At 39.3% G+C, this 22,980-nt stretch carries 24 protein-coding genes; 8 read left to right on the top strand and 16 right to left on the bottom strand.

The genetic code is table 11. The annotated features are described in order from the left end of the window. Positions 1–11: 11 nt before the first annotated feature. The 3 genes from ruvB to AC1M9I_RS05040 all read right to left on the bottom strand — a co-directional run bounded on the left by ruvB (position 12) and on the right by AC1M9I_RS05040 (position 3,097). A complete protein-coding gene (gene ruvB / locus AC1M9I_RS05050) occupies positions 12–1,019 on the bottom strand; it encodes a Holliday junction branch migration DNA helicase RuvB (RefSeq protein ID WP_035265728.1) in 1,008 nt (335 codons plus the stop codon). Positions 1,020–1,030: 11 nt separating this feature from the next. Continuing rightward, on the bottom strand, positions 1,031–1,633 hold the full coding sequence (gene ruvA / locus AC1M9I_RS05045; RefSeq protein WP_035265729.1) for a Holliday junction branch migration protein RuvA: 603 nt from the start codon (positions 1,631–1,633) through the stop codon (positions 1,031–1,033). Positions 1,634–1,753: 120 nt separating this feature from the next. Continuing rightward, entirely contained in the window at positions 1,754–3,097 is a 1,344-nt protein-coding gene (locus AC1M9I_RS05040; RefSeq protein WP_481610766.1) for a deoxyguanosinetriphosphate triphosphohydrolase, read from the bottom strand. 430 nt (positions 3,098–3,527) lie between these two features. Between AC1M9I_RS05040 and sohB the strand changes: the two genes are divergently transcribed. Beyond that, complete coding sequence (gene sohB / locus AC1M9I_RS05035; RefSeq protein WP_481610765.1) at positions 3,528–4,490, top strand: protease SohB; 963 nt, start codon at positions 3,528–3,530, stop codon at positions 4,488–4,490. A gap of 53 nt (positions 4,491–4,543) precedes the next feature. Here the strand turns inward: sohB and AC1M9I_RS05030 are convergent, their stop codons facing one another. Further along, a complete protein-coding gene (locus AC1M9I_RS05030) occupies positions 4,544–5,185 on the bottom strand; it encodes a DUF2238 domain-containing protein (RefSeq protein ID WP_481610764.1) in 642 nt (213 codons plus the stop codon). A 232-nt stretch (positions 5,186–5,417) separates the two neighbouring features. Between AC1M9I_RS05030 and AC1M9I_RS05025 the strand changes: the two genes are divergently transcribed. Further along, positions 5,418–5,843, top strand: a complete 426-nt coding sequence (locus AC1M9I_RS05025; protein WP_481610763.1) for a GNAT family N-acetyltransferase — start codon at positions 5,418–5,420, stop codon at positions 5,841–5,843. A 154-nt stretch (positions 5,844–5,997) separates the two neighbouring features. Further along, positions 5,998–6,237, top strand: a complete 240-nt coding sequence (locus AC1M9I_RS05020; RefSeq protein ID WP_481610762.1) for a hypothetical protein — start codon at positions 5,998–6,000, stop codon at positions 6,235–6,237. A gap of 76 nt (positions 6,238–6,313) precedes the next feature. Here AC1M9I_RS05020 and purB read toward each other — a convergent pair whose 3' ends face one another. The 7 genes from purB to AC1M9I_RS04985 form a co-directional block, all read right to left on the bottom strand. Further along, positions 6,314–7,702 (bottom strand): adenylosuccinate lyase, encoded by a 1,389-nt coding sequence (purB, locus tag AC1M9I_RS05015; protein ID WP_481610761.1) that lies wholly within the window; start codon positions 7,700–7,702, stop codon positions 6,314–6,316. A gap of 55 nt (positions 7,703–7,757) precedes the next feature. Continuing rightward, positions 7,758–8,489, bottom strand: a complete 732-nt coding sequence (gene hflD / locus AC1M9I_RS05010; protein ID WP_481586641.1) for a high frequency lysogenization protein HflD — start codon at positions 8,487–8,489, stop codon at positions 7,758–7,760. A gap of 14 nt (positions 8,490–8,503) precedes the next feature. Continuing rightward, positions 8,504–9,637, bottom strand: a complete 1,134-nt coding sequence (mnmA, locus tag AC1M9I_RS05005; RefSeq protein WP_092766260.1) for a tRNA 2-thiouridine(34) synthase MnmA — start codon at positions 9,635–9,637, stop codon at positions 8,504–8,506. Positions 9,638–9,641: 4 nt separating this feature from the next. Continuing rightward, positions 9,642–10,127, bottom strand: coding sequence for an NUDIX hydrolase (locus tag AC1M9I_RS05000; RefSeq protein WP_481610760.1), 486 nt, complete (start codon positions 10,125–10,127; stop codon positions 9,642–9,644). A gap of 270 nt (positions 10,128–10,397) precedes the next feature. Then, positions 10,398–11,102 carry an arsenical resistance protein ArsH gene (gene arsH / locus AC1M9I_RS04995; protein WP_481610759.1) on the bottom strand — a complete coding sequence of 235 codons (705 nt, stop codon included), beginning with the start codon at positions 11,100–11,102 and terminating at the stop codon, positions 10,398–10,400. A 5-nt stretch (positions 11,103–11,107) separates the two neighbouring features. Beyond that, positions 11,108–12,148, bottom strand: a complete 1,041-nt coding sequence (gene arsB, locus AC1M9I_RS04990) for an ACR3 family arsenite efflux transporter (RefSeq protein WP_481610758.1) — start codon at positions 12,146–12,148, stop codon at positions 11,108–11,110. 4 nt (positions 12,149–12,152) lie between these two features. After that, entirely contained in the window at positions 12,153–12,467 is a 315-nt protein-coding gene (locus AC1M9I_RS04985) for an ArsR/SmtB family transcription factor (RefSeq protein WP_481610779.1), read from the bottom strand. Positions 12,468–12,549: 82 nt separating this feature from the next. Here AC1M9I_RS04985 and arsC point away from each other — a divergent pair, with 82 nt between their 5' ends. Then, positions 12,550–12,978, top strand: a complete 429-nt coding sequence (gene arsC, locus AC1M9I_RS04980; protein WP_481610757.1) for an arsenate reductase (glutaredoxin) — start codon at positions 12,550–12,552, stop codon at positions 12,976–12,978. A 43-nt stretch (positions 12,979–13,021) separates the two neighbouring features. On the opposite strand, the gene AC1M9I_RS04975 is transcribed toward arsC, so the two are convergent. From AC1M9I_RS04975 to AC1M9I_RS04965, 3 genes are all read right to left on the bottom strand, one after another. After that, positions 13,022–13,552, bottom strand: a complete 531-nt coding sequence (locus tag AC1M9I_RS04975) for a gamma carbonic anhydrase family protein (protein ID WP_481610756.1) — start codon at positions 13,550–13,552, stop codon at positions 13,022–13,024. A gap of 85 nt (positions 13,553–13,637) precedes the next feature. Beyond that, a complete protein-coding gene (gene dacC, locus AC1M9I_RS04970) occupies positions 13,638–14,786 on the bottom strand; it encodes a D-alanyl-D-alanine carboxypeptidase PBP5/6 (RefSeq protein WP_481610755.1) in 1,149 nt (382 codons plus the stop codon). Positions 14,787–14,905: 119 nt separating this feature from the next. Continuing rightward, positions 14,906–15,304, bottom strand: a complete 399-nt coding sequence (locus AC1M9I_RS04965; protein WP_035270480.1) for an MCR_0457 family protein — start codon at positions 15,302–15,304, stop codon at positions 14,906–14,908. 291 nt (positions 15,305–15,595) lie between these two features. Here AC1M9I_RS04965 and surE point away from each other — a divergent pair, with 291 nt between their 5' ends. The 3 genes from surE (at position 15,596) to AC1M9I_RS04950 (ending at position 18,370) form a co-directional block, all read left to right on the top strand. Continuing rightward, on the top strand, positions 15,596–16,366 hold the full coding sequence (surE, locus tag AC1M9I_RS04960; protein WP_481610754.1) for a 5'/3'-nucleotidase SurE: 771 nt from the start codon (positions 15,596–15,598) through the stop codon (positions 16,364–16,366). Between the two features lie 128 nt (positions 16,367–16,494). Beyond that, positions 16,495–17,334 (top strand): peptidoglycan DD-metalloendopeptidase family protein, encoded by an 840-nt coding sequence (locus tag AC1M9I_RS04955; protein WP_481610753.1) that lies wholly within the window; start codon positions 16,495–16,497, stop codon positions 17,332–17,334. Positions 17,335–17,437: 103 nt separating this feature from the next. Then, positions 17,438–18,370, top strand: coding sequence for a LysR family transcriptional regulator (locus AC1M9I_RS04950; protein ID WP_179998372.1), 933 nt, complete (start codon positions 17,438–17,440; stop codon positions 18,368–18,370). A gap of 53 nt (positions 18,371–18,423) precedes the next feature. On the opposite strand, the gene AC1M9I_RS04945 is transcribed toward AC1M9I_RS04950, so the two are convergent. Continuing rightward, positions 18,424–19,635, bottom strand: coding sequence for an acetylornithine/succinylornithine family transaminase (locus tag AC1M9I_RS04945; protein WP_481610752.1), 1,212 nt, complete (start codon positions 19,633–19,635; stop codon positions 18,424–18,426). Positions 19,636–19,796: 161 nt separating this feature from the next. Between AC1M9I_RS04945 and grxD the strand changes: the two genes are divergently transcribed. Then, positions 19,797–20,138, top strand: coding sequence for a Grx4 family monothiol glutaredoxin (gene grxD / locus AC1M9I_RS04940; protein ID WP_092766094.1), 342 nt, complete (start codon positions 19,797–19,799; stop codon positions 20,136–20,138). 58 nt (positions 20,139–20,196) lie between these two features. Here the strand turns inward: grxD and AC1M9I_RS04935 are convergent, their stop codons facing one another. Beyond that, a complete protein-coding gene (locus AC1M9I_RS04935) occupies positions 20,197–22,815 on the bottom strand; it encodes a Lon protease family protein (protein ID WP_481610751.1) in 2,619 nt (872 codons plus the stop codon). Positions 22,816–22,980: the final 165 nt, after the last annotated feature.

Below are 22,980 nucleotides of genomic sequence, written 5' to 3'. Positions count from 1 at the left end.
CTCCCTTTTAATTACTTCTCTTTCGGCTCAGGTGGTGTCATTCCAAACTGTAAATACGCCTGATTCGTTGCAATACGACCACGTGCAGTACGCATCACATAACCTTGCTGAATCAAGTAAGGCTCAATCACATCTTCCAGCGTGCCTGAATCTTCTGCCATAGCCGCTGCTAAAGCTTCAACACCTGCAGGACCACCATCAAAACGCTCTAACAGCATCGACAGGTAACGACGGTCGAGTGTATCTAAACCATCTTTATCCACATTCAACATATCAAGCGCACGTTGCGCCATTTCTTGTGTGACCTCACCTGTACCTTTCACTTGCGCATAGTCACGTACACGACGCAGTAAACGGTTTGCGATACGAGGCGTACCACGAGAACGACGAGCCACTTCCTTCGAACCAGCTTCTGTGATTGGAACATCCATCAGATTTGCAGAACGAGTCACGATATGGGTCAAATCTTCAACCGAATAGAACTCTAATCGTTGGACGATACCAAAACGATCTCGAAGCGGAGAGGTCAGTAAACCGGCACGAGTAGTCGCAGCGACTAAAGTGAATGGCGGTAAATCCAACTTAATTGAACGCGCAGCAGGGCCTTCACCAATCATAATATCCAGTTGGTAATCTTCCATCGCGGGATAAAGGATTTCCTCGATCACTGGAGAGAGACGGTGAATCTCATCAATAAATAAAACGTCACCTTCTTCTAGGTTAGTGAGCATTGCTGCCAAATCACCAGCACGCTCTAACACAGGTCCAGAAGTTGATTTTAAATTACCACCCATTTCACGGGCGATAATATTGGCAAGAGTGGTTTTACCTAAACCCGGAGGACCAAAAATCAAGGTATGGTCTAAAGCTTCACCACGTCCACGAGCTGCACCAATGAAAATTTCCATCTGCTCACGCACAACAGGCTGACCAATATAATCATCTAATGATGTTGGTCGAATGGCACGATCAAAATGATCTTCTGGTTTTTCAGAACCACTGATAATACGGTCTTGCATAATATGAGATCTTATTTATTCATCGATTTTAAAGCAGCACGGATAATATCGGATGCCTCTGTGAAGTCACCTTTAACGGCATTGACTAACTTTTGCGCTTCTAGTGGCTTGTAACCTAATGACTGTAAAGCAGCTTCAGCCTCAGCGACAGCAGAGTTACCCGTAAACTGAATTTGCGCTGTTGTAGAATTGGATGTGGATGGCTGAGCTGCAAGCGCCTTAAAGCGATCTCGAAGTTCAATCATTAAACGCTCTGCGGTCTTTTTGCCTACACCCGGAACTTTGACTAAAGTGTTTACATCTTCATGTTCAACAGTATGAATAAGCATGTCTACGCTGAGTGTTGAGAGAATACCCAGTGCCATTTTTGGACCAACGCCGTTCACTTTAAGTAAAGTGCGGAAAATACTTTTTTCTTGTGCGTTGGAAAATCCATACAGTAATTGAGCATCTTCACGTACAGCCAAGTGCGTCCACAATGTGACTTTTTGTCCTTTCTGTAATTGGCAAAATGTTGAGAGAGGTGTATCAACCTCATAGCCAACACCATTTACATTCAATAAAACTGTTGGTGCTTCTAAAGCAAGCACTTCACCAATAAGACATCCAATCATTCAATTATTTCACTTATTTGTCGATGTTAAATTCACTATGTCAGCATAGTAGTGTTCATTGCTTCAGAACGCAAAATCAAAAAACACTTTATGCTCTTTTCCTGAACACTAATTTAAGGTTTATAAAAATCCAACTTTATTCCCTTGAAGTTCCTGTGCCAAATGATAAGCCTGATGATCCGAAAATTTTGAGATCACATCTAAGACTTGCATGATATTGTCATAGTGATCATCACTGAAACGAACACCTAAGCCTGAGATAATAGACAGTAAACGTCCTTCCTTAAAATTATGAATTTTATTGGGGGTCGTAAGCGGAATAAAGGCATCTAGTATGTGCTGTAAGCTTTGATGTGCAATGATTTCTAAACCAGATTTTTGAGGGTGCTCAAAGATTTTTTCCCGCGCTAAATTCTTTGCACAATCAATTCCTGCTTCGATATCGGGCGAGCAATATTGGAGCAAACTACCTTTAAGCTGTCCTGACAAAATTTCAAAATGATGTTTAGCAAAAGCGGAAGTGACTTCATCAACCAAGCGTTTCATCACACGACCACGCAATGCTGCAATCTTTTGTTGCCACGTGGTGTATGGCATTGCAAGTTCAGCAGGCGAGCCATAGTCACCAAGCAGATTTAAGAAAATAGGCTCGACTTGCTCATAGCTGAGCATGTTAAGAATAATGCCATCTTCTAAATCGATCAGGGCATAACAAATATCATCGGCTGCTTCGAGTAAATAGGTGAATGGATGGCGACAGAAATGATATTCACCATATTGTATAAGACCTAATTGGTGACCAATTTGTTGCAAAATTTCTTTTTCAGATTGATAGCAACCAAACTTAGCTCGTTTACTGGCAGGCGTATTCCCCTGAGAATCAATAGTTTTAGAAAGCCATGGGTACTTTAAGTAAGCTCCTAAGGTTGCGTAAGTGAGGCGCATCCCACCGTCATTAGGGTGATAGTCAATTTTCGTGAGTAAACGAAGACCTTGAGCATTGCCTTCAAACTGGCGAACATCGGCCTGCTGTTCAGGGGTTAAACTCGATAAAAAATCGCCGTGTGATGCATCATCAAACCATTCACGAATAGCGTACTCACCTGCATGACCAAAAGGAGGATTACCAATATCGTGTGCAAGACAAGCTGCTTGAATAATTGCACCGACATCTGCAGGAGAGATCCACATAGGTAACTCATCACGAATTTTTTCAGCTGCCAGCATTCCCAAAGAGCGTCCTATACAAGAAACCTCAAGGGAATGTGTTAGACGCGTATGAATGCCATCATGTTGAGTCAGGGGGTGTACTTGAGTTTTACGGTTAAGTTGCCTAAAACTCTGCGAAAAAATAATACGATCGTAATCTTTATGGAAGGGGCTACGAGCCTGTTCAGTGTTTTGTTTTGAACTACCAAATCGAACTGTAGATAACAGTTCTAACCAACGCATTTGATGGGTCATCTTTTATCATTATTCATCATTACTGTCTGGAACCATCATGCCAAAAAAATCGTGAAAAATATATGCTGACACGACATAATTTGGCGCATTGAAAATGCATTTCAGAAAAGTTTAAGAAGTAAAATAATGGGTATTAAGATATTGATTTTAAGAATTATTCTTCAAATATAATTCAATTTATTCACTCTCAAATCATATAAGAGTCTCTAATTGATTATAAAGATAGATATCAATCATGAGATGATGCGTGGATGCTCATCGGTTCGATAATTTTTAACGAATTAGTATACATAACGTATCTACTTTTTATGCCGATTGTTGATCAAATTGATCCTATGATTGGCAGAACATTTCAATAAAGCTATTGAAATTTGTCTATTTTGACCTCATGTTATCCTCATAAAGATGAATTATAGAGATGTGAATTTATATGTTATTTCATTTGCCGAAACTTCCTGCCGAAATTCGAGTCACTCACTTAAATGCGCGTATTAATGAACAACGAAAAAAAATTGCGCAAAGTACTGCATCTAAACTTGAACTTCTGCAGTTGTCTCAGCAGTTTTCAAAAGAAGCACGCACGCGTAAAAAGAATAATCAGAAAGTATATGTAATTGATTTTAAAGGTGACATGGCAGCTTCAGCTGTAGAGAATCTTCGTGAAGAAATTACTTTGATTTTGGCGACTGCTAAAGCAGGGCGTGATCGTGTCATAGTTCGTTTGGAAAGTCCAGGTGGGATGGTACATGGTTATGGACTTGCGGCTGCTCAATTGGTGCGTCTGCGCGATGCTGGTTTTCATTTAACCATTTGTGTTGATAAAGTCGCAGCAAGTGGTGGATATATGATGGCATGTATCGGTAACGAAATTATTTCTGCTCCATTTGCAGTGATTGGTTCAATTGGCGTTGTTGCTCAAGTGCCTAATTTTAATCGTTTACTTAAAGAACATAATGTTGATTTTGAGCTTTATACTGCGGGTCAATATAAACGTACCGTGACCATGTTTGGCGAAAATACGGAAGAGGGTAAAGCAAAGTTTGAAGAAGAGTTGCAACAAACGCATGCATTGTTCAAGCATTTTGTTGAAAAATATCGTCCACAGTTAAATGTTGAAAAAGTAGCAACAGGTGAACATTGGTACGGTCAAGATTCATTAGATTTGAATTTGGTTGATAAGCTTCAAACCTCGGATGAGTATTTATTAAGTTTATTGACAGTACATGATGTTTACTTAATTCAAACTCGCCGTAAACCTACCTTAGGTGAGAAATTAGGACTGCAAGCGGCACAAATCGCGGACAGTTTGATTCCTGCTGTGATGAATAAAGTTATGGACACTTTAGTCAAAACTAATGCGAACTTAGTGCAACTACGTGATCCTAAACTTTAAATTTGATGAAATAAAAAAAGCCAATCTAATGATTGGTTTTTTTTTATGATTTATCATTTGTATGTTCGAGAGTCTAATTTTCGATATAACATCACTATTCCTGTGATCATGGACCCAAGTGTTGCGAACAACATATCTTTATGGGCATCCCAAATATCACCTTGTTGACCATTATAATTTTCTGCTGCCTCATGGGAAAGATTAATTGCAATCAACCATTCAATCCATTCGTAAATGAGACTGGTGACCATGACAAACTGAACAACAATAAGAAAAAGTACTCGTTCAGATAACTGGGGTAAATAGAATTGAATGATCCTATGGAAAAAAGGATAGAGAAGTAGACCATAGGTAAAATGGACCAAGCGATCATACATATTTCGCTCCCAACCCATCTGTGCATTTAAATCTATGCCGAAGTTGTGCATCAACCATTCATTATAGGGAACATACGAATATAAATAGTGTGCCCCAAGAATATGAATGATCAGAAATCCAATATAGAGAGAAAATGCGATAAAATTCAAACCAACTTTCTTTTGTATATAGATCAAAAACACCAGCATTAAAGCTGTGCCAAGTTGATGTAAGCTATAAGAAGCATATTCAAGAGGCTTTATACTTGCCAAGATCAGCGCCATTATGAAAATGAAGAATACAAGGTGGTGTTTAGGAGTAAATTTTTTGTAGTGCATTTTGTTATAATTTTTTAGATTAGATTTAAGTGGTGATTATAGGTGTAATAAACCTGATAATGAGTCTACAAGATGAGTATTTTCGTATTCTTATTGAAGTGGATTTAAAATATTTTAAATAATTATGCAGAATGTATAACATGCTTTGAAGCAGTAGACGTCACATAACAGGCGTTATATTAATTAAATTTTTTTGATATAAACATAATCTCGAATATTTTTAAGGTGTGTCATGTTAGAAAAGGCTACTGAGGCAGATTTTCCTATTTTGATTGATATTTGGGAAAAATCTGTAAGAGCGACTCACCATTTCCTACCGGAAATAGAAATTCATAACTTAAAACCTTTGATTCTCAATGAGTATTTTCACTCTGTCTTGCTTCATAAATATATTCTAGATGAACAAATAGTTGGTTTTATCGGGACGAGTAGTGACAACATAGAGATGCTGTTTCTTGATCCAAACTTTAGAGCTAAAGGCGTAGGAAGACTTTTAACTGATTTCGCAGTCACTAAATTGAAGATAGAAAAAGTAGATGTTAATGAACAAAACTTACAAGCTGTAGGTTTTTATGAAAAATTGGGATTTAAAGTCATTGGGCGATCTGAATTGGACGGTCAAGGTAAACCTTATCCCATTTTGCATCTAGAAATTTAGTTTTTAATATTCTACGTGTTTCCTCGTTTTTGATTAGCTTTCAAGCAAAAACAAGAATTGATAGATTGAATAATTAGGTTCGAGTGATTAATCATTTTTATTATTTTTAATAACTACAGATCAATTAGAATATGTTTTATTTTGAGTTTGAATAATGACGGTTTCAGCAGCTTTTATAGCGCAACAAAATGCTTATTTTCACTATGAGTTTGAAGAGCTTACTCTGAATGACTTTCCTGAAGAGATCTCAGTATCACTTCGAGGAATGATGTTTAGGCATGACATTCAATATGCTCAAGTGACTCATTATATTTACTATAGCGATGTTTTAACTGGTGATGAACTAGAAAAGCTCAGAACTGACTTTATACGTTACTGCCCTGATGAAGCATGATTTTTTATTGAAACATTTGATGATTCTCATACAAAAAAAGCGAAGCCTGAGCCTCGCTTTTTTACTCAATACATATTTAGATTTTAGCAATCAAATCTTTAATTTGTTTCGCTTGCTCAGCAGCATTACCTGTATAAGATGCAGGTGTCATTTCAGCAAGACGTGCACGATCTGCTGCAGGAACAGCTTCTAATTCGTTACCATTTACAAAATTCACCATCATTTCACGAGTCATTGCTTGACCACGAGTAAGGGCTTTAAGTTTTTCGTATGGTTTTTCAACGTTATAACGACGCATTACTGTTTGGATTGGTTCAGCGAGAACTTCTTGAGCGTTGTCTAAGTCTTCAAGAATACGGTCGGCATTCAATTCAAGTTTGCCCACACCTTTCAAGCAAGCTTCAAATGCGATCAAGCTTTGTGCAAAACCAACGCCCATGTTACGAAGAACAGTAGAGTCAGTTAAGTCACGCTGCCAGCGAGAAATTGGAAGCTTTTCACCAAGGTGAGCAAGGACTGCGTTAGCAATACCCAAGTTACCTTCAGAGTTTTCAAAGTCAATTGGGTTTACTTTGTGTGGCATTGTTGAAGAACCAACTTCGCCTTCTTTTAATTTTTGTTTGAAGAAACCAAGAGAGATATAACCCCAAACATCACGGTTGAAATCGATGAGGATTGTGTTGAAACGGCGAAGCGCATCAAACAATTCAGCCATGTAGTCGTGCGGCTCAATTTGAGTTGTATAAGGGTTAAACGTTAAACCTAAAGATTCAACAAATGCTTGCGAGTGAGCAGGCCAGTTAATTTCAGGGTAAGCAGAAAGGTGAGCATTATAGTTACCTACCGCACCATTGATTTTACCTAGAAGCTCAACATTATTGAATTGTTTGATTTGGCGTGCAAGACGGTATGCCACGTTCGCCATTTCTTTACCCAATGTTGTTGGGCTTGCAGTTTGACCATGTGTACGAGACAACATTGGTTGATCAGCGTGTTTTTCTGCAAGTGCAACAATTGAGTCCACGATTTGTTGCATAGACGTAGCTAGTACTTCACGACCACTTTTCAGCATGAGTGCATGAGACAAGTTGTTGATGTCTTCAGATGTACAAGCAAAGTGAATAAATTCACCCGCATTTTTAAGTTCATCAATGTTTGCAATTTTCTCTTTTAAGAAATATTCAACCGCTTTTACATCGTGGTTGGTTGTGCGTTCGATTTCTTTGATACGGTTAGCATCGTCTTCAGAGAAATTTGCAACGATTGCATCTAAAGCTGCATTTGTTTCGTTAGAAAAAGCTGGCACTTCAGTAATTTCTGGGCGATTTGCAAGTGCTTGTAACCAGCGCACTTCAACAGTCACACGAGCATGGATTAAACCAAACTCAGAGAGGAAAGGGCGCAAAGCATCACATTTGTTTGCATAGCGACCATCTAATGGAGAAAGTGCGGTTAAAGCGTTCATAGCAATTCCTTAAACTTTGGAATGAAACGTAAAACAGAACTCGATATACATCAGGTTAAACCACCTGAAACTGTAAACGAGCGAGATCTTGAATATCTTTCAGTAACTTGCGTTTGGTGAAGATCATGCTCCATGAACTTCCACCCGACTGACGCCATAAATGCGCCATCTGTAAACCTGTAAACAATGAAGCACGAATACGATTGGTGTGCGAAGAATCCTTAAAAGCTTCTGCATTGCCTTTCACCATAATGCGAGGATTAATCTGTCCTGCAGTTTCGACATAGGTTTGAGCAAGGTTTGCAAGAATACTTGGATGCAGATAATTATGATCAAAAAAGGAGAGTTGCTTTAGTATTTTTTCTTGTGATTTTTCAATAATTTCAACGAATTTTGGGTTGCTATATACTTTCTTTTCTAAATGTAATAATGCCATCGCATAGGACATTGGAAGTTTTGCATTGGCAAATTTAGGTATTCTTGATTTTGGTGCAGTATTGAATGGTTGGGTGATGCTACTTTCTAATGTTTTTAATCCCAGAGAAATATCTGCAAGCTGGTTAAAAAAATCTAAGGTTTGACAATTCTTATTGGAAGTAGGGCGAATATTTAAACTCGCCTTAATTAATTGTTCTAAATAGAAGTTACCGTTTCCGCCGATATTTTGTCGACCTGCAATGGCTGTCATATGTGTCAGCTGAGTCGATTGAAATACTGCTGCCAAAGCCAAAGCTCTGTTTTGACGATCATTCAGAGTCTGAAGCTGCTGGAACGGTAACTCTGTCATGCCTGAAAATTCCTTTAAATAAAATCAGGTTTAGGCGCATTAGTATGATGAATCACACCGCCACCTAAACAAACTTCATCCGCGTAAAACACAACGCTTTGTCCTGGCGTAACAGCACGTTGAGGTTCATCAAATTCTACACGTACACCTTGCGGTGCATTTGGGTCATTAAATAAGACACATGCTTGATCAGGTTGTCGATAGCGAGTTTTCGCTGTGCAACGGAAACCATTTTCTGGAATCTCTTGCTCACCTGCAACCCAATCAATCGCTTCAGACCATAACATGGTACTTTGCATGAGGGGATGCTCATGACCTTGGCCAACAACTAAACGATTGCCTTCGATATCTTTGTGTAATACGAACCAAGCACCTTCTTCAGCGCCTTTCATACCACCGATACCAATACCACCACGCTGACCGAGCGTATAGTACATTAAGCCGTGATGATCACCAACCTCTTTACCATCTTCGAGGACAATTTTACCCGGTTGAGCAGGTAAATATTGCTTCAAGAAGTCATTAAATCGGCGTTCACCAATAAAACAGATACCTGTAGAGTCTTTTTTCTTCGCTGTTGCAAGATCTAAATCTTCAGCAATTTTACGAACTTGAGGCTTTTCAATTTCACCGACAGGGAACAAGGTCTTGTTAATTTCACGACCATGAACGGCATGTAGGAAATAAGTTTGGTCTTTGTTGTTATCCACGCCACGGAGTAAAGGCGCATATTGCTCACCTTTAGAGTTGGTCATGGTTTCACCGCGACGAGCATAGTGTCCTGTTGCGATGAAGTCAGCACCTAATTTCATGGCATGATCGAGGAATGCACGGAACTTAATTTCTTTATTACATAAAATATCTGGGTTTGGGGTGCGCCCCGCAGCATATTCAGCCAAGAAGTGCTCAAATACACGATCCCAATATTCCATTGCGAAGTTGGCTGTATGTAATTTGATACCGATACGATCACATACGGCTTGCGCATCTGCAAGATCATCCATAGCCGTGCAGTATTCTGTGCCGTCATCTTCTTCCCAGTTTTTCATGAAAAGACCTTCAACTTGATATCCTTGTTGAAGTAATAAAGCCGCAGAGACAGATGAGTCTACACCACCTGACATACCGACGATGACACGTTGTTGCATAGGATTAGGCATCCAAATTTGAAATTAAGGGAGAATTTTGGTGCTCATAAACGAGCGATAAAGGAAATTTTTGTCCTGATTGGGCATCTTGAATGGCTTTGATGACCAATGGGCTACGCGCGCGAGCCGTTTCTAATAGCTCATCTAGGCTCATCCAAACAGCACCTACGATACCTGTATCTAATGTTGCATTGGCAAAATACTGTGTTGATTTTGCTAAAAAACAGAAGCGGTAATAGGTACGATCTGGAAACATAGGTGGGGTATAGGTGTATATACCCAATAAATCTGTGACTTCAACTTGGTGACCTGTTTCTTCCAGGGTTTCACGAACCGCGGCTTGAATAAGGGTTTCACCAGCTTCAACATGACCTGCAGGTTGATTAAAAACGGTGTGCATGACACCTTCTGTTTGTTCTTCTACAAACAGATATTTACCATCTTTTTCAACCACTGTTGCAACAGTGACGTGAGCAGTCCAAGCGGTCATAAAAAAGCACCAGATGAAGGGAAGGCATATTGTATAAAATTTTGAGGTGTGTGGCTATGATGGGAGGGGATTTCTTTGAAAGCGTTCTATCTTAAGTTTAACTAAGAAGTTCTTTGGATCAATAATTTAATAAAGGGCGTGGAACATGAAGAATCAACAAAAAAGCCCAATTTAAGTAAATTGGGCTTTTGAATGTAATTTAAGATTATGATTTATATGAAATAAAAAAGATAATTTCGCATAAGGTGTATTATGTTAATTTTAGGAAATCTAAATACTCTTTTGATTCACACGCTTTGAAAGCTCTTCTGCACTTTCTACACGTTCAGAGTAACGGTCAGTGAGATATAAGGACTGTCCCCTGGTTAAAAGCGTAAATTTATAAAGTTCTTCCATCACATCGACAATCCTCATGTAATAAGAAGAAGGCTTCATACGACCATCCTCTTCAAACTCTAGAAATGCTTTAGGGACTGAGGACTGATTTGGTATCGTGATCATACGCATCCAACGCCCTAAAATACGTAATTGATTTACAGCATTAAAGGATTGCGAACCTCCACAAACTTGCATTACAGCTAAGGTTTTACCTTGCGTTGCACGGATTGCACCCGCTGCTAATGGAATCCAATCAATTTGAGCTTTCAATATTGAACTCATTGAACCATGACGCTCAGGAGAACACCATACCATGCCCTCTGACCATGCTAACAGCTCATGTAATTCTTTGACCTTTGGATGTTGCATATCACCATCTTCAGGCAGAGGTAGCCCTTTTGGATGGAAAATTTTAACTTCCGCACCAAAATATTCAAGAATTCGACCAGCTTCCTGAATAGCTAAACGACTATATGATCGATCACGATTTGAGCCATACAGAAGCAGTATTCTTGGAGGATGTTCAAGGTTTTTTGCCTGAACTTTTTCTAAAGTCGGTTTTTCCAAAAGACTAAGATCAATATTTGGTAAGTTCATTAGCTTCATGCCTCTTTAAAAACTTTTTTTCTCAGCCATAGCGAAACAGTCACTAAGGCAATCAATACAGGCACTTCAACAAGCGGTCCAATCACTGTTGTGAAAGCCACAGGTGAAGCTAATCCAAAAGTGGCAATCGCTACAGCAAGTGCTAATTCAAAATTGTTGCCTGCCGCAGTAAAGGAAATAGCAGTTGTTTTAGGATAATCGTTACCCATCCACTTACTCATAAAGAAGCTGATGAAGAACATCGCAACAAAGTAAATTGTCAAAGGAATAGCGATCCTAAGTACATCTAGAGGAAGGCTAACCACTTCACCACCTTTAAGGCTAAACATGGCTATAATCGTGAATAAAAGCGCAATAAGGCTGATTGGGCTAATCTTTGGGATAAATTTATCCTGATACCAAGCCAAACCATTCTTTTTAACCAAAATCAGTCGGGTTAAAAACCCAAGTAAGAACGGAATACCTAGATAAATAAGAACAGCATAGGTAATTGTCCAAAAGCTCACATTAATGATTTGTGCTTCTACCCCAAAGAATGGTGGTAAGAAGGTTAAGAATAACCAGGCATAAGTACTAAAGAATAAGATCTGGAAGATACTGTTAAACGCGACTAAGGCAGCGACATACTGATTGTCACCACATGCCAAGCCATTCCAAACCAAGACCATAGCAATACATCTGGCCAAACCAATCAGAATGAGACCAGTCATATATTCAGGATAGGAGTGCAAAAAAATGATTGCCAAACCAAACATTAAGCAAGGTGCTATTAGCCAGTTTTGAACGAGAGATAATGTAAGGGTTCGCTTGTCCTCAAAGACTTTAGGCAAAGTCGCATAGTCTACTTTGGCAAGTGGTGGATACATCATCAAAATAAGCCCTATTGCGATAGGGATATTCACTGAATTAATGCTTAATTGATCGAGTACCACAGATGCTTGAGGAAAAAATACACCAATACCTACTCCTAATGCCATGGCAATGAAAATCCATAGCGTTAGATTTCGATCTAAGAATGAGAGCTTTGATCCGGACATTGAATTACTCGCATTGCATAGAGATAGATAAGTTGCTTGCAGGTTTATTCAGTATTTCATCATTTAAGACATTGAGCACTGCATTTACCCATTCTGGTAAATCAGGATTTAATCGGTAATACACCCATTGTCCCTTGCGCTCATCTAGCAAAATTGAGAGGTTACGGAGTAAAGCCAAGTGACGAGAAATTTTGGGTTGGCTCAGTTGTAATATCTCTGTGATTTCACAAACACATACATTTTGTCTTACTAAAATAATTTTTAAAATATCTAGACGTGTCGGGTCAGATAGGCATTTAAAGAAATCTGCTTGATCCATCATCTACACTCCAATATATGCTATTGCGAATATACGCATATCCATATATAAATGCAATATTACTAAGCTTTGAGTTAATCCAATGTCATCAAAAGTTAAGATCTATCACAACCCTGCTTGCGGAACATCAAGAAATACACTGGCTTTAATTCGAAATACCGGAGAGGAACCTGAAATTATTGAGTATCTTCTCAATCCTCCGAGCAAGAGAGAACTGATTAATTTAATTGAAAAATCAGGTCTTTCTGTACATGAAGCTATTCGTAAAAATGTAGAACCTTTTGAAACTCATAAATTGGATCAGCCACACTGGACAGATGAACAGCTCATTAATTTTATGCTTGAGTATCCAATTTTGATTAATCGTCCATTCGTAGTAACTGAGATCGGTGTAAAACTTTGTAGACCATCTGAACTCGTTTTAGATATTTTATCTGCACCTCAATTAGGAGCTTTTACTAAAGAAGATGGTGAAATAATCATCGATAAAAATGGTAAGCGGATTAAATAAATCCGCCTCATTTAACATTAAATCTCTTATGCGAAATCGAATTTTATTTGTAATTCCCCGAAACTTTAACATAATTTTGTGCTGAATACGGCAAGAACGCCATTTCCTTTTCAGTCAGTGGACGTACTTTTTTTACAGGACTACCCACATATAAATAACCACTTTCCAAAACTTTATTGGGTGGAACAAGCGAACCCGCGCCAATCATCACATCATCTTCAACAACAACATCATCCAAAATAATCGTTCCAATACCGACTAAAACACGATTACCAATAGTACAACCATGTAATTTCACATGATGACCCACGGTGACGTCCTCACCAATAATGAGCGGTGAGCCTTCAGGTTTATCCGCTTTCTTATGACTAACATGCAACATGGAATGATCTTGGATATTGGAATTTTTACCAATCCGAATAAAATTAACATCACCGCGGATCACAGCATAAGGCCAGACTGAAACATTCTCAGCCAAGGCAACATCACCAATCACTAACGCAGTTGGATCAATATAATTCGTTGTATCAAATTGTGGGTAAGTCTCTAAGTATTTGCGGATATTTTCAGTCATAAAAAATTGCCTGTTTTTATTCATTATAAACAAAAAAGCACCCAAAAGAATTTGAGTGCCTTTATATCTTTAGTCAAGCTGCGACTTAAAACAAATTACTAAAGAACTGTTTGATATGATCGATCATACGTGAGAAGAAACCAGCTTCTTCAACCGCTTGTAAAGCAACAAGCGGCTTCTCCGCAATAACTTTGCCGTCAAGTATCGCTGTTAATTTACCTACAACTTGCCCTTGTTGAAGAGGGGCATTTAAGTTCGGTTGAACCGCGATTTGAGTTTGAATGGCATTTGCTTGACCTTTTGGCATAGTCACGTTGAAGTTTTCAGCAAGACCTACACTCACTTGATTGGATTGACCAAACCAAACTTTAGAGGTGGTTAACTCTTTGTGAGCGGGTTGAACACTGACAGTTTCAAAGTTTGCATAACCCCAAGATAACAAATCACGTGTTTGCGTTGCACGTGCTTGCATTGATGGAGCGCCAAAAATCACTGAAATTAAACGCATCGGCCCACGTTTAGCTGAAGTCGTTAAACAATAACCAGCTTCAGAAGTATGACCTGTTTTAAGACCATCTACACTCGGATCTGTATATAGCAACGCGTTACGGTTGCCTTGCTTGATCCCGTTAAAAGTAAACTCTTTTTCAGAGTAGATAGGGTAATACTTTGAACTGTCATGAATGATGTGCTTCGCAAGAGTAGCCATATCTTTTGCAGTAGAATAATGACCTTCAGCAGGCATACCAGTTGAGTTCATAAAGTTCGTGTTGGTCATGCCAATACGCTTTGCTTCTTGGTTCATGCTGTGTACAAATGTACCTTCATTCCCAGAAATATGCTCAGCCATCGCCTTAGATGCGTCATTACCAGATTGAATGATAATCCCGCGTAGCATTTCCAATACGGTTGCTGTGCCATTGAGAGGTACATACATACAAGATTCTGTACTACTACCACGACACCAAGCAGACTCGTTCATACGAACTTTTTCATCTTCCGTGAGTTCACCATTCAACAACTTTTGTTCAATAATGAAACTGGTCATCATTTTGGTCATTGAAGCAGGCGCAAGTTTTTCATTTTCATTTTTACTTGCGAGAATTTGACCTGTTTCATAATCCATCAAAACGTAAGACTTGTTATTGAGCTCTGGTGGTGAAGATAAAACAGTTGCTGCATAAGTAAATGAAGGTAATAGTAATAATGCAGCAATGGCGCTTTTTCGGGTCATTCTATGTAGTTCCAATCTTGTATGAACGCAAAAATCAGCTTTGCATTCTAGGACAAAGCAAAGCCGACTTCTAGCAGTGGAGTCGGCTTATTTCAATCGAATTGTAACTATTTCGTGCTCTATTTAACTGAAGACTGATATTTTTTTATATCCTCGCACACTTGTTGATTTGCTTTATCTCCAGCGTTTTTCGCATCTTGTCTGGCTTGAGCTAATGCTTGCTGATAATCCTGTTGTTTAATTAGATTGTTCAACGTGGTTTGAGGTGAATTTTCATTAGGTAAATAGTCTTTTAATAGCTTTTGATAGCCTGCTTTAAACGCTGCATCTTCTTCCACTAAACTTGGGCATGATTCTGAAAAGACATAGATTGCAGCGAGTTCATCTTTAGTCACTTTTTGTTGAGTAACTTCGATATTTTCTTTTAAGTCTTGGGCATTGGCGAAAGTGAAACTTGAAAACAACATTGAACTGCTAATAAATGCGGTTGAAATCAATTGTAAAAAACGTTTTTGCATAAATGACTCAAAAATTAGTAAGTTAGTTATAAGAATAGAATAATCTTTTTTCGTGTTTAAAAAATACAGAAAGTGTATTAATGCTGTTGGAACTCAGAAACTAATGACGAAAAGTTCAGGTTTGAACAGGGGGGATGACTACTTGTGTAGTTCTCAAGATTAAAGGATAAGCAGATTATCAAGATTAAAGGCGTTTAAAACCTCAACATCCATGCGTGTGCTCATTGTTGTGTGGGGGGATTTTGATTAGGCTATCGAACAGATGGGATTACATGAATTGAGTGAATTGTTTTGAATATTTTGATTGCCAACGATGACGGTGTGTTCGCACCAGGAATACAAGCATTGGCACAAGCATTAAAACCTTTGGGTCGAGTCGTAGTGGTTGCTCCTGAAAGTGAGCGGAGTGGTTTTTCAAGTGCATTAACGCTTGATCGTCCATTGCGACCCGTGCAAATTTCAGAGGATGTATGGGCAATTAATGGCACGCCAGCGGACTGTGTTTATCTGTCCATGAATGGTCTATTTGATTTTGAATTTGATCTAGTTGTAAGCGGGATCAACAGTGGAGCGAATTTAGGTGATGATGTGTTGTATTCAGGTACAGTTGGGGCCGCGTTTGAAGGCCGACTCATGAAACAACCTGCAATCGCAGTTTCATTGGCTGGTCCAAATGTTCGTTCGTATCAAGATGCTCAAGATTATGCACAAGCTGCAAATTGGGTATATGAGTTTATTAAAAATGGTTTGCCTGAGTTACCACCGCGTCATATTTTCAATATTAATATTCCGGATACGGCTGAAATAAAAGGGACATTAGTGACTTATCAAGGAAGAAGAAAACAAACGAAACCGATTACCACACAAGTTGACCCGAGAGGCCGTCAAGTTGTTTGGATTGGTTTGGCTGGAGAGGCCGTAACAGATCCCGAAAAAAGCCAACTGGGTTATCAGTCAGACTTTTATGCCATTGCAAATGGATATGTCAGTGTGACACCGATCCAAATGGATGCTACCAATTATCAGGTGTTGGCTTCACTTGAATCTCAGCTAGGGCTTTAATTGAACGACCACAGGTAGGATGTGTTATAACTTTGTGAAAAATATATTTGAAACGGTGAATTTAGCATTAATTTTGCTACTCTTAAGCCGAATTCAGTCTTTTTAATCTTTTGTCAGAGAGGGAAATCATGCTTTTGGCCAGACCCAAAACAGTTTTGAAGTTGTCTAAACCATCTATTCACTCAGCATTGATCGCGGTTGCTGTCGCTTCTTTTCTTGGTTTGTCGGGCTGTGCATCGAAACCCCAAATCCACAATTCTGCTCGTTATGCGGTTGCTCCTGACTTCTATACAGTTCGTTCTGGCGATACTTTAAGTAAAATTGCGGCACGTTATGGATTGAGCTATTTGAGCATTGCGGAGATGAATGATATTGCACCGCCTTATCGCATCTATGTAAATCAATCTTTAAGATTAAAACCCTCTGGCAATCGACAAGTGACACGTTCGACCACGCGTCCTTTGACAGCGACTGAAACTCAGATTCAACGTCAAACCATTCAGTTACCAATAAAACCAACTGTGGTTACGCCACCACCACAAACTACACCAGTACCAGCGGTAACTGCCGCAGTACCGACGACTTCGACTAAAGCAACTTCATTACGCTGGGTAAAACCATCGAATGGTCCAGTCATTGAAAACTTCAATGTGGCAAGTAATGTCAAGGGATTACGTTTTGGTGGCAATGTTGGTGATCCAATTTTTGCAGCAGCTGATGGTCAAGTGGTTTACGCAGCTGATGGTTTAAAAGAATATGGTAATTTGGTGCTCATTAAACATATTGATGGTTATATCACTGCGTATGCGCACAATAACCGGATGTTAGTGAAGAGTGGGCAAAACGTAAGTGCAGGGCAACAAATTGCAGAAATGGGCTCGAGTGGTGCAACCCGTACGATGCTTGAGTTTCAAGTTCGTTTAGATGGTAAGCCAATCAATCCAGCAAATATTTTGCCAATCAACTGAAGATATTTAGTGCAATTTAACAATTTCTTCGTATAATACAATGAGTTGCTTTTGTTAATTTTTGTTAATTAGAGAAGCATCTCATAATTTCAGAGGGAAATTTATGTTAGATCAACTTCGCTCGATGGGCGTATTTGCATGTGTTGTTGAAAAAAGCTCTTTCAGTGGTGCTGCTCGAGATTTAGGCATTACGACGAGTGCAGTTAGTCAGCAAATTCGTTCACTAGAACAAGAAATGGAAGTAACACTTCTGCACCGTTCCACAAGAAAACTAAGTTTAACGGAAGCAGGGCAGGCCTTTTTTCATAGCTGTCAAGAAATGCTCGCTGCAGCAGAGCGCGGTAAAATTCGAATTAATGAGTTACGAGACGATTTAGTTGGTGATTTACGTATTGCAACAACGCCAGAACTCGGTGCAACCCATGTAGTTCCTGCGTTGTCGCATTGGATTTCGGCACATCGTGGTTTAACCGTTCACTTTGAAGTTGAAAATCAGTTTGTCGATTTGATTCAAGAAAGAATCGATATTGCAGTGAGAATGTGTTCTCGCGTAGATGAGTCTAATCACTTATCTTGTCTGCCGCTTGCACGTGTGGATCAAGTCTTGGTGGCTTCACCAAGTTATTTGAATCAAAATGCAGTTATTTCAAGACCTGAAGATTTAGCACAGCATGATTTGATTCCAGTAAATATTGTAAAAAATCAGCAAATGATGACATTTGAACACAGTACATCGCGTGAATTGGTGAATGTGTCCATGGAAAATCGTTTACAGACAAACAATGTTTATGTCGCTAAATCACTGTGCCAAAATGGTCACGGCATTGCGCGATTATTATATCTAGATGTGCAAAAAGAATTAATGAATGGCACATTGGTTGAAGTTTTACCTGAATGGAAGTTACCTGCATACACTTTGAATGCAATGACATTAAAACGTGAACAACAACCAATGAAAATTCATCGCTGCCTAGATGCTTTAAAACAATATTTCAGCCAGTTGCCTGGTGGTCGAGTATTTCAAGAAGCATCTTAAGTGTTCTTCTTAATAAAAAAGCCGCAATATGCGGCTTTTTTATTGATCTTGGCTTAAGCCAAGAAGTTTTTAATCGCTGGAACTAAGCGTTTTAATAAATCATCAGCTTGTTCTTGATTCATATTCAACGCTGGCAACAAACGAACGACATTACCTGCGGTGACATTAATAATTAGATTGTGTTCTATGCGTGCAATATCCACCAACTCTGCGCATGGTTTGGGTAATTCAATACCAATCATCATACCAAAGCCGCGAACAATAACGTTTTGATCTGCAAGTTGTGTACGGAATTGATCAACTAAGTATTGGCCAATTGTTGCTGCGTTTTCAACAATATTTTCTTTTTGCATCAAATCGATAATCGTGTAGACAATGCGCGAACCTAATGCAGTACCACTATAAGTTGATCCGTGGTTACCTGGAGTAAGAATACCTACACCTTTACCTTGAGTCATCACTGCACCAATTGGGAAACCATTACCCAAGCCTTTAGCTGTCGTCATGACATCAGGAATAATATTGGTATGTTGATACGCAAAATATTTTCCTGTACGACCGTTACCTGTTTGAACTTCATCTAGCATCATCAACCAATTATGTTGATTACAGATTTGACGAATTTCTTCAAGATAACTAAAACCTTGAGGTGCTGTATTTACACCACCTTCACCTTGGATCGGTTCAACGAGAATCGCGACGATATCTGGATGGTTGATTGCTGCTTCTTCAATTGCTTCAATGTCGCCAAAAGGTACACGGATAAAACCTTCAACGAGCGGGCCAAATCCTTCTTGTACTTTTTTATTGCCTGTCGCAGAAAGTGTTGCCATTGTACGACCATGGAAAGAATGATCAGCGACAATGATTTTCGGTAAAGCAATACCTTGCATATGACCGTATTTACGCGCAATTTTAATTGCACCTTCATTTGATTCAGCACCACTATTCGAGAAGAAAATTTCTTCCATACCAGACACTTCAGCTAACTTTTGCGCAGCTGCAGTCTGCCAAGGTACTTCATAAATATTACTGGTGTGAATAAGCGTCGCTGCTTGTTCTGCAATTGCTTCTGCCAAAACTGGATGTGCATGACCTAGACCACATACTGCAATGCCAGTCAGCGCATCTAAATATTCTGTACCTTCAGCTGTATAAAGATACGAACCTCGGCCACGCACAAAGCTGATCGGTTGACGGCTGAATACAGGCATCAAATGAGATGGTTGATCAGTTTGAACTGGAGCGAGGGTGATATTGTTCATGTCTAACTCGTATTTGTTAGGTGGAAAATAAAAGTTTATCTAAGCAAAATCTGCTTAAGATTAAAAGCCTAATTGCAAATTAAACTGGAAAAATTTAGCAATCCATACTCTTTACGGCGGTTTTAGGTATAATGCAGGCAGAATAGTTGAGGATTTAATCAATGACTGAACAAGTGCGTGATACAGAAGCGTTAATTCGTGATCAAATTGCAAAACATGCAGTTCTTCTTTATATGAAAGGCACACCACAGTTCCCACAATGTGGTTTCTCTGCACGTGCAGTTGAAGCATTGAGCCAAATTGGTCGCCCATTTGCTTATGTAAATATTCTTGAAAACCAAGACATTCGTGCGACTTTGCCACAAATTGCAAACTGGCCAACATTCCCACAATTATGGATCAATGGTGAGTTGATCGGTGGTAGTGATATTATGCTAGAAATGTTCCAAACAGGCGAATTAAAAACGCTCGTGGAGCAATATAGCCCAGCGCCTGAAGCTTAATTCGAGCGCAATAAAAAAAGCACCGATGGGTGCTTTTTTTATTTTTGAAAATTTCAAACTAGTTTGAAGTTTCATCAGCGAGTTGAGAAGGTTGTCCTTCAACATTGATCGCTTTATCTTTTTTAGCTTTGTCTTTTTTCTTCTTTTTTTTCTTTTTCTTTGGCTCTTCTTCAATTTCAGCGCCATCTTCAATGGCTTGCCAATATTCTAGCTGCTCCATGACAGCAGCATAAATTGAACCTTTGGTATAGCGACCTTTTTTATTTAATTCTCCGACAGGACGCGCCATGAGAATCTCAAGTGCTTGATCAATTGTGTTGATGGCATGAATATGGAATTGACCGGCTTCGACAGCATCAATCACATCTTGACGTAACATTAGATGCTGCATGTTTTGACGTGGAATAATGACACCTTGTTTGCCTGTTAAACCTTGAAGTTTACATGCATCAAAGAAACCTTCGATTTTGGCATTGACGCCACCAATCGGTTGTACTTGACCCAGTTGATTCATTGAACCCGTAATCGCCCATGACTGATCAATCGGCAGTTGGCTGATCGCAGAAATTAAAGCGGAGAGTTCTGCAACGGTTGCACTATCACCATCGACTTGACCATAACTTTGTTCAAAAGCCAAAGCGGCAGAGAAGTGCAAGGTTTGTTCACGTCCGAAATGTGCCTTTAAGAAAGACGACATTAATAGTACACCTTTAGCATGAAGTGAACCGCCTAACTCCACGCTACGTTCGATATCTAAAATATCGCCGCCACCCTGATACACTGATGCAGTCAAGCGTGATGGTAGGCCAAATTCGACATCGGCGTAGTGAATTACGGACAAAGCATTTATCTGACCGAGTCGATGACCACGCGTTTCGATAAGCTGTGTACCACGAGATAAATCTTGCCAGTACAACTCTCGTAAATAACCTAGACGATATTGGCGGTGTTTGAGCGCAGTGCCGATATGTTCTGCTGTCACCATAGTTGCATTAGATTTGGATGCATGGTGATGAGATTCATGAATCAGATCACCTAAAGTTAAGGCATGTAGTGACAACGAACTCTGATCCTCTGCTTGACGACTTGAGTCGGTCAGTAAAGCAGCCAAGGCAGAGCGATCAAATGGAAGCAGTTTAGAGGATTGAACATAGTCTGCAATCAAATGCATATAAGCTTGTTCATTTTCGTCATTACGTTGTAATGTGTCAGTAAAATCAGCTCGAATTTTAAAGATACTTCCTAACTCAGGCTCCACCTCCAGAATCTCATAATAGATTTCTGGTTCAGCCATTAAAATGACTTTCAATTGTAATGGAATCGATGCTGGCTCAATTGAAATGCTGCCCGTCAGCGTTAGCATGTGCTCTAGAGATGAGAGTTTAATTTGACCAGACTTAATCGCTCGTTTGAGTCCTTGCCATGCATAAGGTTGTTCTAAAAGCTGCTCAGCCTCAAGCATTAAAAAACCACCATTGGCACGATGCAGTGCACCAGGTCGTATTAAAGTAAAATCAGTGCTGATAGTGCCATTTTGCGTTAATTGTTCAACATGGCCAAGTAAGTTGTAATGTGTGGGGAAATCTTCAAAGATGACTGGTGCCCCAGAATTTGGCTTGTTGCTAATGACTAAATTTGCTTGATAACGCGCAGGGACACGGTTAAATAATGCAGGTGAAAAATCACTTTCTTCCTGTTCTAGTACGGTTTCCACATTGTCGATAATATCTTGAGCATATAATTTTAAATATTGTTCAAGATGTTTGATATCTGGAAATTTATTTAAAATATGTTCCATGCGAGGAATAATGACTTGTTTGGCAATGTCACGATTCAACTCAGACACCATATCTCGGGCTTCATCTTCGAGATCACCAATCTGTAAACCTAAACGCTCAAGCTTTTTATCCATATAACGGATATTGGACGCAATTTCAGAACGTTCTTTGCTACTCAGTGCATTGATGTCATCTTGAGACATCTCTTGAATTTTATTGTCTTTAAGATGAACAGGAATAAAGCAGTGTTCTTCATTACGACTGATCAACTTTAAATCAAGCTCTTCACCTTCTTTGGTGAGCTCAATCAAAGCTTGTTGTTGTTCATGACCTGTCGTTAAACGAATTTTTTCAATCCGATTGTGATACGTTTCAGCACTAAAACGACGTTCGAGCTGTTTGAAAATGGTTTGCCATGTTTGATGTAGCGTACTTTGAAACTTTGCACCTTGTCCAGCAGGAAAGTTAAGCGCAATTGGGTTGCGTGCATTTTTGAAGTTGTATACATAAACCCAATCATCCGGTGTAGGCATATCTTTGGCATGTTGTTGGAGTAAGCGCTTGATCATGGTGCGTTTACCCAACCCTGCCGTACCCACAGCAAATATGTTATAGCCTGAGTATGGAAGGGCAATGCCTGCTTCTACAGATGCTTTAGCACGATCTTGTCCTAAAAAATTATTAAGAGGCTTGATACGTTTTGTAGACGCAGGAATATTGTCATAATTTGGAATATGCGTCAGTTGTTCTGGTTTGAGTGCTGTTGCATTCAAGGTGTTTTGCGTGGCTTCAAGTTCAAATACGGATAGGAGCTTGTTTTGCGAGTTTTGTTCTAAGTTTGTGGATGTCGTGGTTAAAGCTACTGCGGTGGAACTAATTTGATCGTGTCTCTGGGTCACAGGTGAAATCCAAAACTATAATTTACATTTGATAGTTTAAGGTATACAGGTTTAGCCAAAAATATCAAGTTGAGATAGATCAAATTGATGAAATACTCGGTGAAGTTTGCGTAAATTATATTGAAACCAAGCGCATTACAGAGTTGAATAGCGAGAGTACTTTTC

The organism is Acinetobacter sp. ANC_7553 (assembly GCF_056779895.1).
The sequence above is the reverse complement of the archived record's forward strand: the minus strand, read 5'-3'. Positions and strand labels throughout refer to the sequence as shown.